Annotated in this window: 16 protein-coding genes; 8 read left to right on the top strand and 8 right to left on the bottom strand. The window is 29.2% G+C overall.

Features of this window, described 5'->3' with window-relative positions; genetic code table 11:
* The first annotated feature begins 5 nt into the window (after positions 1 to 5).
* The 3 genes from rlmF to ACMCMH_RS04480 all read left to right on the top strand — a co-directional run bounded on the left by rlmF (position 6) and on the right by ACMCMH_RS04480 (position 1,736).
* On the top strand, positions 6 to 935 hold the full coding sequence (gene rlmF / locus ACMCMH_RS04490; protein WP_412727515.1) for a 23S rRNA (adenine(1618)-N(6))-methyltransferase RlmF: 930 nt from the start codon (positions 6 to 8) through the stop codon (positions 933 to 935).
* 1 nt (position 936) lies between these two features.
* On the top strand, positions 937 to 1,197 hold the full coding sequence (locus ACMCMH_RS04485; RefSeq protein WP_412727513.1) for a VF530 family DNA-binding protein: 261 nt from the start codon (positions 937 to 939) through the stop codon (positions 1,195 to 1,197).
* Between the two features lie 62 nt (positions 1,198 to 1,259).
* Complete coding sequence (locus ACMCMH_RS04480) at positions 1,260 to 1,736, top strand: TlpA family protein disulfide reductase (protein WP_412727511.1); 477 nt, start codon at positions 1,260 to 1,262, stop codon at positions 1,734 to 1,736.
* A 1-nt stretch (position 1,737) separates the two neighbouring features.
* Here the strand turns inward: ACMCMH_RS04480 and pgeF are convergent, their stop codons facing one another.
* The 4 genes from pgeF to ACMCMH_RS04460 are packed head-to-tail and all read right to left on the bottom strand — an operon-like array spanning position 1,738 to position 5,158.
* Positions 1,738 to 2,400 carry a peptidoglycan editing factor PgeF gene (gene pgeF, locus ACMCMH_RS04475; protein WP_412727509.1) on the bottom strand — a complete coding sequence of 221 codons (663 nt, stop codon included), beginning with the start codon at positions 2,398 to 2,400 and terminating at the stop codon, positions 1,738 to 1,740.
* Positions 2,401 to 2,408: 8 nt separating this feature from the next.
* Complete coding sequence (locus ACMCMH_RS04470) at positions 2,409 to 3,350, bottom strand: two-component system response regulator (protein WP_412727507.1); 942 nt, start codon at positions 3,348 to 3,350, stop codon at positions 2,409 to 2,411.
* 12 nt (positions 3,351 to 3,362) lie between these two features.
* A complete protein-coding gene (gene prfB, locus ACMCMH_RS04465; protein ID WP_412727505.1) occupies positions 3,363 to 4,457 on the bottom strand; it encodes a peptide chain release factor 2 in 1,095 nt (364 codons plus the stop codon).
* Positions 4,458 to 4,465: 8 nt separating this feature from the next.
* Positions 4,466 to 5,158, bottom strand: a complete 693-nt coding sequence (locus ACMCMH_RS04460; protein ID WP_412727503.1) for a UDP-2,3-diacylglucosamine diphosphatase — start codon at positions 5,156 to 5,158, stop codon at positions 4,466 to 4,468.
* 140 nt (positions 5,159 to 5,298) lie between these two features.
* Between ACMCMH_RS04460 and ACMCMH_RS04455 the strand changes: the two genes are divergently transcribed.
* The 3 genes from ACMCMH_RS04455 to ACMCMH_RS04445 are packed head-to-tail and all read left to right on the top strand — an operon-like array spanning position 5,299 to position 8,562.
* Positions 5,299 to 5,985, top strand: a complete 687-nt coding sequence (locus ACMCMH_RS04455; protein WP_412727501.1) for a F0F1 ATP synthase subunit A — start codon at positions 5,299 to 5,301, stop codon at positions 5,983 to 5,985.
* Positions 5,986 to 6,022: 37 nt separating this feature from the next.
* A complete protein-coding gene (locus tag ACMCMH_RS04450) occupies positions 6,023 to 6,643 on the top strand; it encodes a thiamine phosphate synthase (RefSeq protein WP_412727499.1) in 621 nt (206 codons plus the stop codon).
* A 23-nt stretch (positions 6,644 to 6,666) separates the two neighbouring features.
* Positions 6,667 to 8,562 (top strand): response regulator, encoded by a 1,896-nt coding sequence (locus tag ACMCMH_RS04445; protein ID WP_412727497.1) that lies wholly within the window; start codon positions 6,667 to 6,669, stop codon positions 8,560 to 8,562.
* Here the strand turns inward: ACMCMH_RS04445 and ACMCMH_RS04440 are convergent.
* Genes ACMCMH_RS04440 through ACMCMH_RS04425 form a run of 4 tightly spaced genes read right to left on the bottom strand, consistent with a single transcriptional unit; the run spans position 8,559 to position 11,842 of the window.
* The gene (locus ACMCMH_RS04440) at positions 8,559 to 8,981 is read right to left on the bottom strand and encodes a heme-binding domain-containing protein (protein ID WP_412727495.1); all 423 of its coding nucleotides are present in this window, start codon (positions 8,979 to 8,981) and stop codon (positions 8,559 to 8,561) included. The two genes, ACMCMH_RS04445 and ACMCMH_RS04440, sit on opposite strands and share 4 nt — an antisense overlap.
* Positions 8,982 to 8,993: 12 nt before the next feature.
* Positions 8,994 to 9,311 carry a thioredoxin family protein gene (locus tag ACMCMH_RS04435; protein WP_412727493.1) on the bottom strand — a complete coding sequence of 106 codons (318 nt, stop codon included), beginning with the start codon at positions 9,309 to 9,311 and terminating at the stop codon, positions 8,994 to 8,996.
* Positions 9,312 to 9,319: 8 nt separating this feature from the next.
* Complete coding sequence (gene mgtE, locus ACMCMH_RS04430; protein WP_412727491.1) at positions 9,320 to 10,672, bottom strand: magnesium transporter; 1,353 nt, start codon at positions 10,670 to 10,672, stop codon at positions 9,320 to 9,322.
* A 12-nt stretch (positions 10,673 to 10,684) separates the two neighbouring features.
* On the bottom strand, positions 10,685 to 11,842 hold the full coding sequence (locus tag ACMCMH_RS04425) for a peptidoglycan DD-metalloendopeptidase family protein (protein ID WP_412727489.1): 1,158 nt from the start codon (positions 11,840 to 11,842) through the stop codon (positions 10,685 to 10,687).
* Between the two features lie 69 nt (positions 11,843 to 11,911).
* Here ACMCMH_RS04425 and ACMCMH_RS04420 point away from each other — a divergent pair, with 69 nt between their 5' ends.
* Both ACMCMH_RS04420 and ACMCMH_RS04415 read left to right on the top strand, forming a co-directional pair.
* Positions 11,912 to 12,871, top strand: a complete 960-nt coding sequence (locus tag ACMCMH_RS04420; RefSeq protein ID WP_412727487.1) for a L,D-transpeptidase family protein — start codon at positions 11,912 to 11,914, stop codon at positions 12,869 to 12,871.
* 130 nt (positions 12,872 to 13,001) lie between these two features.
* Positions 13,002 to 13,931, top strand: a complete 930-nt coding sequence (locus ACMCMH_RS04415; protein ID WP_412727485.1) for an NAD(P)/FAD-dependent oxidoreductase — start codon at positions 13,002 to 13,004, stop codon at positions 13,929 to 13,931.
* Positions 13,932 to 13,958: the final 27 nt, after the last annotated feature.

Here is a 13,958-nt window from a genome sequence, read left to right as displayed (position 1 = left end):
AATAGATGAAAACACTACATCCTAGAAACCTTCATAATGAAAGATATGATTTTGGTGAACTTATAAACAGTTCAAAAGAGTTAGCACACTATATAAAAAAGAACCAATATGGTGATCTGTCTATAGATTTTCATTCAAATGATGCAGTAATGGCATTAAATAAGGCACTATTAAAACACTTTTATCAAATAGATTGGAAGATACCTAAAAAATATTTATGTCCTCCTATTCCAGGTAGGGTAGACTATATTCATTATTTAGCTGATTTATTGGCAAAGAGTAATAGTGATATAATACCAAAAGGTAATAGTATCAAAGCTTTAGATGTAGGAGTAGGTGCAAACTGCATCTATCCTATAGTAGGAAATAGAAGTTATGAGTGGAAATTTATCGGAAGTGATATAGATGCAGTTTCTATAAAAAATGCACAAGACATTGTAGACTTAAATCACTCTTTAAAAAATAAAATTGAGCTAAGAACTCAATCCTCAAAAGAATATATCTTTACAAATATTATTAAAAAAAATGATAAAATAGATTTTACAATGTGTAATCCACCTTTTCATAAATCGAAAAAAGAGGCAAAAGAGGGTACAAAGAGAAAACTTTTAAATCTTTCAAAAGGGAAAAATAAAAAAGTATCTTTAAATTTTGGTGGACAACATAACGAACTTTGGTGTGAAGGTGGTGAAGTATCGTTTATATCTAAAATGATAAATGAGAGTAAGAGTTATAAAGATAATTGTTTATGGTTTACTTCTCTTGTTTCTAAAAAAGAGAATTTAGAAGCGATATATAAAGAACTAAAAAAACAAAATCCAGAACAAATAGAAACTATAGAGATGACTCAAGGGCAAAAGCAAACTCGTTTTGTTGCTTGGACATATTACACTAAAGAAGAACAAAAAAATTGGTTTGAAAATAAGGAAAAATAAGATGAATAATAATCCAAATGATTTACTACATGGTCTTACATTAAAAACAATAGTAAATAAACTCGTAGAGTTTTATGGATGGGAAGAGTTAGGCAAAAAGATAAATATAAACTGTTTTAATTCTGATCCTTCAGTAAATTCAAGTTTGAAGTTTTTGCGAAAAGAGTATTGGGCAAGAATTAAAGTAGAAAAACTTTATATCAAAACATTCTTAGAAGAGGAAGCTTTAGCGATAAAAGAGCAAAAAGAACAAGAGAAGTAACATTACATATACACTACACAAAAAAAATGTAGTATTGATATATTATACAAGAAGGATATAAAATGAAAAAAATAATTTTGATTTTAGCTATGCTATTTTCTGTAAGCAGTTTAAATGCTATAGAGATGGGACAAAAAGCAATAGATTTTACAGGAACAACACTTGATGGGAAAAAGATTTCATTGTCACAATTTCAAGGGAAAAAAGCAGTTTGGTTAACATTTTGGGCAACTTGGTGTCCGTATTGTGAACAAGAGGTACCTGCATTGAAAGAGTTACACGAAAAATACAATGATAAATTAGAAATTATTGCTATTAATATTGGTGTAAAAGACTCTATGGATAATATAGAAGCATATGAAATGAAGCATGATATTCCATATTCTATTATTATGAGTAATGAAATCACAAGAGATTATAAAGTTCGCGGTACGCCAACTCAAGTGGTAATTGATATAAATGGAACAGTTATTTATAAAGGAACAAGAGTACCTTCAAATATTGGTGAAAAAACAATCAATACATTAATCAAAAAATAAACTAGTCGATCATAATCAACCCTGCAAATCTTCCGCAAGATTTGTTTTTTCTATAAGAAAAGTAGGGGTGATTTGAACATTTTGTACAAATGGAAGATATCTCTATATTACTTGATAGTACACCAATTTTAAGGAGTTGGTGTTTATTGATAGCTTGTAAATCGATGTTTCTATTATCTAAAAACTTTGCTCCAAATTTATTCAAAACCTCTTGAGCCATCTCTTCTGAAACTTCATAACAACATTTTTGAATACTCGGTCCTAAAACAACTTGAATATTTGTCACATCACAGTTATAGTTATCAACCATTTTGCGAATAGTATTTGATGCTATATTATTAAAAGTACCTACACGACCTGCATGGGCAACGGCAATGACATTGATAGTTTCATCAAAAAATAAAATCGGAATACAGTCAGCTACTAAAACCATAAGAGGTGTATTTGGTTGATCTGTAATAATTGCATCACAAGTTTGAATAGGTGATTGCATCGAGATATTTTTAACTATATTTGAATGTATTTGATCCATTGAGTGTAATGTAGTATGATCAAATTTATATTTTTTAGCTAATGCTTTTCTTGCTAATTTAACTGAATCGATATCATCTGTAACATGAAACGCAAGATTCTTATCCTCTATAGTTGTAAAAACTTTTAGCATAGATCTTCTTAAGTTAAAAGGTCTTGAATTTGTACATAACTATTTAAAATAGGATCATTGATGTAATAAACATCATCAGTATCTTGTGCTATAAAAACTCTCTCTTTCCATTCTACTAAATCTTGAATAACTGTTAAAACTAATTTAGAGATCATAGTAAAGCTTTCAAGTTTATCGAACTCTATCTCTCGCAAAAGTATTACAATAGAGTAAACAACTTTACTTAACTCTTCAAACTCTGTAAAAATATATAAAAATTTATTGTATGTTTCTAATATATTTATAATATCTGGTAAAGCTGCTTCAAAATCATCATCCATAAGTATACTCATCATTAGTTTATCAAGTGAAAGTTCTAAATCATTTAAATCCTCTACATCATAACCCCACTCATCATATAATTCTGTAAATTCGTGTGCTGTATGTTTTATGTGTCTTTTTTGATAACTACTAACAAGTTCTAGATCTTCTTCTTTGATTGCATTGAGGTTTTCAAATTTTTCTGTAGGGTGTTGAATATCTTCGATGTTAATAAAATTTTCAATTCTATTAATCTCTTTTGTATAATAGTTTCGTGAAAAATATTTTTTGAGTACAGTCTCAATCTCTTTATTGTCGTAAGGTTTATAAATATATCGGTACACTTTATATTTAAGGGCTTTAAAACGATATGTATGATCATCTAAAACAGTTACACCTACAATTTTTGATTGTCTTGTAGGCTGTTGCTTAATATATTTTAAAAGTTTAATACCATCATAAAATTTTGAAGAGATATCTAAAAAGATTATATCAATATTGTGAGTATTGATTATATCTAAAGTATTTTGAGGCGTTTGAGCAACAAAAAACTCAAATTTTTCATCAATAGAATCAAAATAAACTTTAATATCTTGTTCAATAATTTTACTATTGAGTAAATTGGCATCAACGCTTAATATTCTTTTCATTTTTTCACTTTATTATTTACTTTGTGCGATTAAAACATCTTCTATCATTTTATCTAGGTCACCATCTAAAATAGCATCTACATTACTATACCCTATATTACTTCTTGTATCTTTAATTTGTTGGTATGGTTGCATCACATAAGAACGGATTTGATGACCCCATCCAATTTCACTTTTTGAGATACCTTGTTTTTCAGCTGCTTGTTTTTCTAACTCTAACTCATAGAGTCTAGACTTTAGCATTTTCATTGCACTAGCTTTATTTTTATGTTGACTTCTGTCATTTTGACATTGTACAACGATATTTGTTTCTATATGTGTAATTCTAATTGCAGATTCTGTTTTATTAACATGCTGACCACCAGCACCACTAGCTCTGTATGTATCAATTCTGATATCTTTCTCTTCAACTTCAATATCAATATTGTCATCAACTTCAGGAGATACCATCACTGAAGCAAACGATGTATGTCTTTTTGCATTTGAATCAAAAGGAGAGATTCTTACTAGTCTATGGATGCCATTTTCTGTTTTTAAGTAACCATAAGCATTTATACCAGAGATGATAATACTTACATCTTTGATTCCTGCTTCATCACCATTTTGATGATCTAGTACTTCTACTTTGAATCCTTTTCGCTCCGCCCATCTAAGATACATACGGTAAAGCATATTTGCCCAGTCACAAGACTCCGTACCACCAGCACCTGGATGTATAGAAACAATAGCATTACTACCATCATCTGTTCCACTTAACATCACTTCTATCTCTGTTTGCTGTAAAATTTGTTGTAAATTAGAAGATTCTTCAAAAAGAGTTTCGATAGTATCTTCGTCTTTTTCTTCAACTGCCATCTCATACAATTCGTTGGCATCTGTAATAGCTTCGTTTGCTTTGTTAAATTTACTAAGTTTACTTAAAAGTCTATTTTTTTCTTGTGCTGTTTTTGTCGCTAGTTCTTGATTTGACCAAAATTCAGGGTCTTGTTCTATTGTTTTTATCTCTTCAAGTCTAGAACTAATCTCATCTGGTTTAAGTATCAATTCTATGTTTTGAAGTTTTTGATTTAAGTTTTTTAATAGTTGAGTATATTCGTAATTATCCATAAATATAATTATAGTGTATTAAAGCTAAATTGCTTGTTTTGGTATATCAAATATTTATTATTACACGCTAAAGATGGAATATTTATATAATTATTTCCTATATATCCTTGATGATAATGTCCCTCTATAATAAGATCAGTTTTTTTCAAATCGTTATAATTTTGAATTCTTGTATCTATAAATTTGGAAAACTCACTCATCTCATGACAAATTGTTTTTTGAAGAAGCTTTTTTTCAGCAAACTGTGTAAAAATGTTACTAAAGTCTATAAAGTTGATAAATTGTAAAAATTTATGATTTCTGAAGATTGATGTGAAAAATTCATAAGACTTTGTCATGAAAATATCTCCATGAGCTAAAGCAATATTGATCCCATTTTGTTCAATATAAAATGGCTGTGACTCTCTAGTGATTATTTTTGTTTTTGGAAAAATATTTGCAAGATTAAAATCATGATTTCCTTCTAAATATATCACTTCATGGCTTATAGAAAGGTCGTTTATAAGAGATATTATTTTTTGGTTTATAAGTTTAAAATATTCTATTTCATCAGCTAAAAAATCAAAAATATCTCCCATGAGAAATAGTTGTGAACATTGTATATGGTCATTATTTATATGCGATAAAAGAGTAAATAGATCTCCTCTTTCAACATTGTAATGAGCATCGGCAATAAATATTGCATTGTTTTGTATAATCATTAAATTCCTATAAAATCGTATATCCTATTATAATACAATCTTAATAAAAAAGCTTTTATAAAATATTTATAATAACTACAATATAATGACGGAATAAATTCTCATAGAGAGATAATTAATTACAGACAAAAGGAAAATAGATGGAAGGTAGATTATTTACATTCTTAGGTGAATTAGTAGGTCATGACCAATTACCACACATTGGGGCTCACTTAATACTTGCAGCAGTTATCGTTTTATTGATTGCACGAATGGCTACAAGAAAAATGGCTTTAGTTCCAACTGGTACGCAAAATGTTATGGAGGCTTACATTCAAGGTGTAGTTTCTATTGGTGCAGATAGTATGGGTAAAGAGAATGCAAAAAGGTTTATGCCTTTAATTGCAACATTAGGATTGTTAATTGTTACAGGAAACTTAATGGGTGTTATTCCAGGTTTTGAATCAGTAACAGCTAATATTAACTTTACACTTGCACTAGCAGTTATTGTTTTTGTATACTACAACTACCTTGGTATTAAAATTAATGGTATTGGTAAATATTTTGGTCACATGATGGGACCTGTTCCTGCACTTGCACCATTGATGTTCCCTATTGAGCTTATCTCTCATCTTTCAAGAGTTGTTTCATTATCATTCAGACTTTTTGGAGGAATCAAAGGTGATGATATGTTCCTAATGGTTCTTCTTATGTTAGTACCTTGGATTGCACCTTTATCAGGATTCTTTTTATTATTTGCTTTTGGTATTTTACAAGCATTTATTTTTATGATTCTTACTTATGTTTATATTTCTGGTTCAGTTATGTTAGCGGAGGAAGATCACTAAATTTAGTGTGACTTGTCACATTAAACTAGTGTGAGTCATGAAAGAAGTGACAACGCATACAATAAAAAAGGAGGCTTCATCGAAGTCTCCTTTTTTTATATCTTATCTTATTACTGACCCTGATGAATTTGGCACTACTCCAGAAGAGTTAAAAAGAAATTTGAGTAAAGCTTTAATGCATTTTGAAGTTGATATTCTATGCTTTAGAGATAAAAAGAGTATAAAGAAAAAAATACTAGCACAAACTTGTCTTGAAATTGGTCGAAAATATAAAGTACCAAAAATTCTTATTAATAGTGAAATAGAACTCTGTACTGAATTGGGTTTTGATGGGATACATTTAAACTCCTCTCAATTTTATCTTTTGAAAGATATGAAAAAAAACGAACTTTTTACTATCATTAGTTGTCATACAGAAGAGGATATCCTCTTAGCAAAAAAATACAAATCTGATGCTGTGACCTATTCACCTATTTTTTTTAAGAAAGATAAGGGAAAACCCAAAGGGTTAGATAATTTAAAAGATATTGTATCGAAATATCAACAAGAAGATTTTTTGGTTATTGCATTAGGTGGAATAATTGATGCAGAAAATGTAAAATCAGTAATACAAACTGGTGCAAAAGGTTTTGCTTCAATAAGATACTTTAAAATTTAATAGAATTACGATAGAATGATTTGATGAAAAAAGATAAACAAATTCGTATTTTAATAATAGATAAAAATAAAGAGCTTAGTTCACAAATGGCTAAAAGACTCGCCGAATATAAATTTGAAGTTAGAGAGGTTTCTGATGAACAAGAGATCACTTCTTATTTAAAAAAATCAAAAAATAAAATAGATTTAATTATTTTAAATACAGATATTTTGAGTGAATCTCACACAAATATTTTTGAAACGATATCTTCATATCCAGAGTTTAAAATTATCCTTGTAAGTAGTGATGACGAGGCTTCTCAAAGAGAGGAGTATTTTGCACAAGGGATTATTGACTATCACCTTTTAAATAAGAAGTTAGATTATATTATAGATGATATTGCTGAAAGTGTATATTCTTTGTATACAAATAATGATGAAACAATTTTAGTGATTGACAACTCGGAAACTCTTTGTGTTCAAATAGCAACTATGTTGCAAAGTAGAAACTATAAAGTACTCATTGCTACAAGTTTAAATGAAGGTTTAGAGATATTAAAAAACAATGAGATCTCTTTATTGATACTAGATATGAATCTACAAGAGATTTCAAGTTTAAATGTACTTGAGGGATTAAGAGATATGTATCTTTTAAATAGTTTTTTCGTATTAGCTTTATCTGATGATGAACATCCATCTGTAGTTCGTGATGCACTAAAAGGTGGAGCAAAAGATTTTCTAAAAAAACCTTTTTTAAATGAAGAGTTTATTCTTAAAGTAGATATTCTAGTACAATCGTCTAGAACAAAAAAAATTATTATAGAACAAAATGAACAAATAGAGTATAGCCTTAAACAATTCAAAGAACTTTTAGATGCTTCAATTGGTGCAATGTTCATTTTTGAAAAGAACATTTGTATCAATTGTAACAATGAAGCAGTTTCATTTTTAGAATATTCATCAAAAAATGAAATTTTAAATAAAGAGATATTTGAGATATTTAATAAGATAACAGATGATCATAAAAATGACATTTTAGATAATAAAATCGATCATTTCTTTGAAGAAACAATCTTTACTCAAAAAGGGAAAAAGTATTATGTTCAATTTAAAGAACGAAATATTGATATAGATAATAAGTTGCTTAAGATTATTGCTGTTTTAAATATAACCGATTTAAAAAAACAAGAAAAAATTCTTGTTGATCAAACAAAAATGGCTTCAATGGGGGAGATGATAGGAAATATCTCTCATCAATGGAGACAGCCACTTTGTGCCATATCTATTGCGGCTGGAGGGATAAAACTTAATTATGAGTTCGAGATAGAGGAGCGAGAGGAGACTATTAAAGAGCTAGACAATATAGTTGAAAATACAAAATTTTTAAGTGAAACTATTGAGAGTTTTCAGAATTTTCTGAAAGCTGATAAAACTACAACTACATTTGAAGTAACTTTAACTATTCAAAAAACTTTGGCAATAGTAAATGCAAATCTAAAGGCAAATAATATAAATGTTATCGAACATTTTCATGAAACTTTTAATATACAAGGGATTGAAAATGAGTTAGTCCAAGTTTTTTTAAATATATTTAATAATGCTGCAGATATTTTTACAACATTGAATACTTTTTCTAATGAAAAATATATTCTTATATCCGCTGAAAAAAACAATAACAATGTCATCATCAATATTCAAGATAATGCGGGTGGAATCCCTAGTGAAATTATCAATAAAATATTTGAACCCTATTTTACTACAAAACACCAGACTCAAGGAACAGGATTAGGTCTTTATATGACACACCAAATTATTGAAAATATGAATGGTATTTTAAAAGTAGAAAACAAAACTTTTATCTATGGAGAAAAGGAGTATTATGGAGCTAACTTTATTATTGAACTACCCTTAGATAACGAGGGATTAGTAGAGCTAAACTAAAATGGTGCTTTTCCTGTCCAATCTCTCATAAGTTTTATCTCATCTTTTGTAAGTTTTGCATCTTTATGCAATGATACATAACTCGCTAATGGCATAGCTGCATATACTGTTCTAAAAATTCCTTGTAGTTTTTTATCTTTATCTTTTTCTGAGTAATTTTCCCAAGTAGAAAAATTGAGCCATTTCCTTCCTAAATCTACATGATTTTTGATAAAAAATGATGCAGGGGCTATACTTGCATACCACGGTGTTTTCACTTCGTTAGAATGGCAATCATAACAAGACCTTTTTAAAATACTCATAACCTCCTGAGGTGCTTTTATCTCTAGATTTTTATCACTTGATGGGTTGTTAATTTTGGCGGGTATGAGTTGCAAAGATAGAAAAACAATCAATGTTATATATAAAGTTTTTTTCATAATAAATTCCTTTTAACTAAAAAAAATATCATAGACTCTTTTTGTAGATAGTACTAAGTTATCTACAGAAATATGTCGACTTTCTCTTTTTGTTTCTTTATTTTCAAAAAAAATAAGTACTGATGGTATGGTAAAAATATTATAATGTGCCGCAGTTTTTGGAAAATCATTTGCATTGATATATACTTGTTTCATTTTTGGAAAATTCTTGGTAAAACTTTCTTTGATTTTTGGCATGAGTGCTGTACAAACGCCACAATTATTACCACTAAAATATACCATAACTAAATCATTTTTGTGTAGTATCTCTTCTACTTCGATAATATCCACAATAACCCTTATACTAAGAAATATGTTGCTAAAGCAAGAAAACTAAAAAATCCCATAATGTCAGTTACTGTAGTAAGTAAAACAGTACTACCAATTGCTGGGTCGATATCAACTTTTTTGAGTGCCAAAGGGATCACTGCACCAAAAAAACCTGCACTAAAAAGGGTAATAACCATTGAGAGCGCAATAACAAAACCTAGTATAATATTATTAAACCAAAAAGCTGCAATACCTCCTAATAAAACTGCAAATAAACAGCCATTTAAAAGTGCGATAAGTATCTCTTTTTTGACAGCATCTTTCCCATTTTGCTCATTGATATCTCCAAGTGCTAATTGACGAACCATTACAGCTAGAGTTTGTGTTCCTGCATTTCCACCCATTGAGGCTACAATTGGCATTAAAATTGCAAGCGCAATATACTGTTTTAAAGTTTCATCAAAAACACCAATCACTATTGAAGCTAATATCGCTGTAAGTAGGTTGATAAATAACCAAGAAGCTCTTTTTTTACTTGTTTGTAAAAGCTCTTCCTCTTGCTCAAATTCATCATCAACCCCTGCTAGTTGATACATCTGTTCTGTTGCACTTTGTTCAACAACATCTAAAATATCATCAGAGGTGATTCTTCCAAGTAATCTATTTTTATATCCAGTTACTGCGACAACAGAAAGATTATAACTTTCAAAAAGTTTTACGACATTTTCTATATCATCTTCAGCTTTTACTGATAATGGCTTGTAGTTGTTTTCTATATCAAGGAGAAGTATCTCTTTGTATGTGATATCAAAATCATAAGTCAAAAGATCTTCTAATGAGAGTGCAGCTAATAAGGTACTATTATCATCAGTAACAAAAACTTGATGCACATTTTCGAGTTTGTTTTTTTCTTTTTGCATTTTTAGTCTATTGATTGAGTCTTGAATTGTTTCATTTTGATTAGCACTAAAAAGCTCGATCTGCATATACGCACCAGCGACATCTTCATCGTATTTTTTTAGCCAATTAATATCATCCTGATCATCTTGATCCAATGAATTTAAAACAGCAGATGCTTTTTGCTGATCAATCTCTTCAATATCTTGAATGATATCTGTTGCATCATCTGTTTCGAGTGTTTTTAGTGCTTGTGATATTTCACCAGAAGAGAGAGATTTGTATGCTTTATCTCTTAAAGATTCAGGAAGTTCGAGTAAAACATCTCCTAAAAACTCTTCTGGAATTTTATGTAAAATAGCATAAAACTTTTCTTTATCTTTTTTATTGATTTGTTTAAGTTCTCCAGCTATATCAGCTGGGTGAAGTTCTTCAAAATTTTGGAGTATTGTTTCTAATTCATGATCTAAATTTTGAGCTTTCATTGTTTGCCTTTTTTATATTTTATAAGCCATCTCAAACTTTTCTATTTTCATAATTTTGTTGTTTAACGAATCTTTTAACTCTTTTTTTATAGCTGAAACTGTCTTCAAAAAATCTTTTCTTTTTTTACCAACAAGTTTTGTTTTTGTTACACTGATTATTTTTAAAGGATCAACAGCTCTTCCGTTTTTGTATAATCCAAAATGCAAATGGGGACCAGTACTTCGTCCTGTAGTTCCAACACGACCAATAAATTGCCCTTGCTTTACATAAGAACCAACTCGTATTTTGTTGTTATAGCTATTTAGATGTGCATAAAGAGATTTTAGTCCGTTTTTATGTCGAATCATTACGGTTTTACCATAACCACCTTTTCTCCCTTTGTGGATGATTTTACCATCAGCTGTAGCATTTACTCTTCTTCCTGTTGGTGCAGCAAAATCGACTCCTAAATGAGCTCTATATCTTTTAAGAATAGGGTGAAATCTTTTAAGTGTAAATTTACTTGAGATTCTGTTATATCGAAGAGGAGTTCTTAGCATAAAACTAGTAAGACTTTTTGCTTGATCGTTGTAATATCTTTTATCATCTGGATTTTCAAAAATATAATAAGTTTTTTTTCGTATTTGTACAGAAGCTCCTAAAATTTCAGGTGTACCAAAATATCTTCCCATACGAATTTTCTGAGTGTATACTATAGAAACTAAGTCATCTTTTCTCAATCGTCTAAAGTTTACAGATTTTTTAAATGCTATTATGAATTCATTTGCAAGAGCTTTATTTCCTGTTGTTTCAACAATATCTTGATAAGGTGAATTTTTAATAGGAATAGTAATCGCTTGTCTTACTTTTTGAAACTCTATAGGGATGATGTCTAGTGTAAATTTATCTTTTTCATCTTTAAATAAGTGGATTTGCATCTCTTCACTTATAGGAATAAGTGCTTGGGTTAGTTTATGATTTTCATTGAACATCATTTGAAATAAGACACCAGCATATATCTCACTACATAACTCTTTATCTGTCTTTGAAAGATTAAAGTAAATATCTTGTGGAATATTATGTTTATCAAAAAAAGTTAAGAGGGTTTCCCCTTTCCACCAAACTTCTTCTTGGACGGTTGAGGCAAAATGTAATGTAAAGGCTAAAATAAGGGATAATATAATTTTCAAATAAAACTCTTTTGTGTAATTTAAGGCTATTAGTATACAATATGATATCTTAAAATTTAGGTAATATTTATGAAATATGTAATTTTATCACTCTTTCTTTTTAATTCTTTATGGGCTAATTCACTAGATATAATTGAATTATACAGAACACAAGGGATAAGTGCTGTTGAACAAGAGATAGCAAAACAGTTAAAAACAAAGCGGTATTGGGACTATAATTTAGCTAACAAAGATGTCACAAATGGGTATTATGAATCTATACAATATGTGATGATTTGTCAAAAAGATATGAAAGATATTAAACTATACGACACAAAAAATAAAAAACAATTATTTGATTCTTCTGTATTTATTGGAAAAGCAAATGGTGATAAAAAAGTTGAAGGTGACTTAAAAACACCACTTGGTGCATATAATATTACAAAAAGAATTACAAAAATTGATCAATTTTATGGTCCACTAGCTTTAACAACGAACTATCCAAATTTATATGATAAGAGTCAAGGAAAAACTGGACATGGAATATGGATACATGGATTACCATTTAAAGAAGAAAGAGATGATTATACTGAGGGTTGTATCGCTTTAGATAATGATAAGATAACAACTTTAGATAAAAAAATCAATATTAAAAATTCAGTATTAGTAATAAGTGAAAATAAACTAGAAGAAGTTTCAAAAAATGATTTAAGTATTGTACTTTCTAGTGTTTTTAAGTGGCGTGATGCATGGAAGTATAATGACCTAAATACATATCTTTCTTTTTATGATCAAGATTTTCAAAAAGCTAATGGTCAAAGAATAGAAGAGTTTAAAAAATTTAAGAAAAAAATCTTTAATAGACAAGAACATAAGTCAATTAGGTTTTACAATATTAATGTTATCCCTTATCCTAATGATTTAAATAAAAAATTATTTAAAGTTATTATGGATGAAGAGTACAAAACAAAAAGATATAAATTTGTAGGTAAAAAACTACTTTATCTTGAAGTAAAAAATAATCATATCTCAATTTTAGCAGAAAGTTAAAAAAAGTATAATGGATAATTTTTATCTTTAGATAATAATTCTTTATTTAAATAGTTAACCGAGATCTTAAAGTCTATTACAAGATAATAAAGAGTAAAATTTGTCTAATAATTAATATAAGGAAATATGAATGTTAGATTTTGCAATTATCGGTGGAGGACCTTCTGGATTGACAGCTGGACTATATGCTACAAGAGGTGGTTTAAAAGAAGTTACTATGTTTGAGATGGGTATGCCTGGTGGACAAATCACACAAAGTAGTGAGATAGAAAATTACCCAGGACAACTTGAAGTCGTAACAGGTATGGAACTTATGGATAAATGGCCAGAACAATGTAAAAGATTTGGTCTTAAGCATGAAATGGCAGAAATTAAACAAGTAACTAAATCAGGAGATATTTTTACTCTTACTTTAGGTGATGGTTCAACACAAGAAGCAAAATCAGTTTTAATAGCAACAGGAAGTGTTCCTAAACCAGCTGGTATCAAAGGTGAAAAAGAGTTCTTTGGTAAGGGTGTAAGTACTTGTGCTACTTGTGATGGATTTTTTTACAAAGGTAAAGATGTAGTTGTTTTAGGTGGTGGTGATACTGCTGTTGAGGAAGCGATCTTTTTAGCTAACATTTGTAAAACAGTTTATATTGTACACAGAAGAGATGAGTTTAAAGCTAGTCCACACGAAGTAGAAAAACTAGAAAAGTTTGATAACATTGTAAAAGTGATGAATCATACAACTGAAGAGATTATTGGTGATGCTATGGGTGTTACTGGTGTAATCGTAAAAGATAAAACTACAGGTGAGACTAAAACTTTAGATGGTTTAGGGTGTTTTGTATTTGTTGGTAGAAATATTTTAAATGATACTTTAAAGCAAGAAGATGGATCATTTTTATGTGATACAAACGAAGCTGGTGAAGTTATCGTAAATCTTAAGATGGAAACATCAGTTCCTGGACTATTCGCAGCTGGTGATATCAGAATCGATGCTCCAAAACAAGTTGTATGTGCAGCTGGTGATGGTGCAACAGCAGGAATAGGTGCTATTTCATACCTTCAATAAGAAAAGCCGTATAAGCTTTCTTATGAA

It is taken from the genome of Arcobacter sp. 15-2, from assembly GCF_047159865.1.
Classification (GTDB): domain Bacteria; phylum Campylobacterota; class Campylobacteria; order Campylobacterales; family Arcobacteraceae; genus JAIOSF01.
The sequence above is the reverse complement of the archived record's forward strand: the minus strand, read 5'-3'. Positions and strand labels throughout refer to the sequence as shown.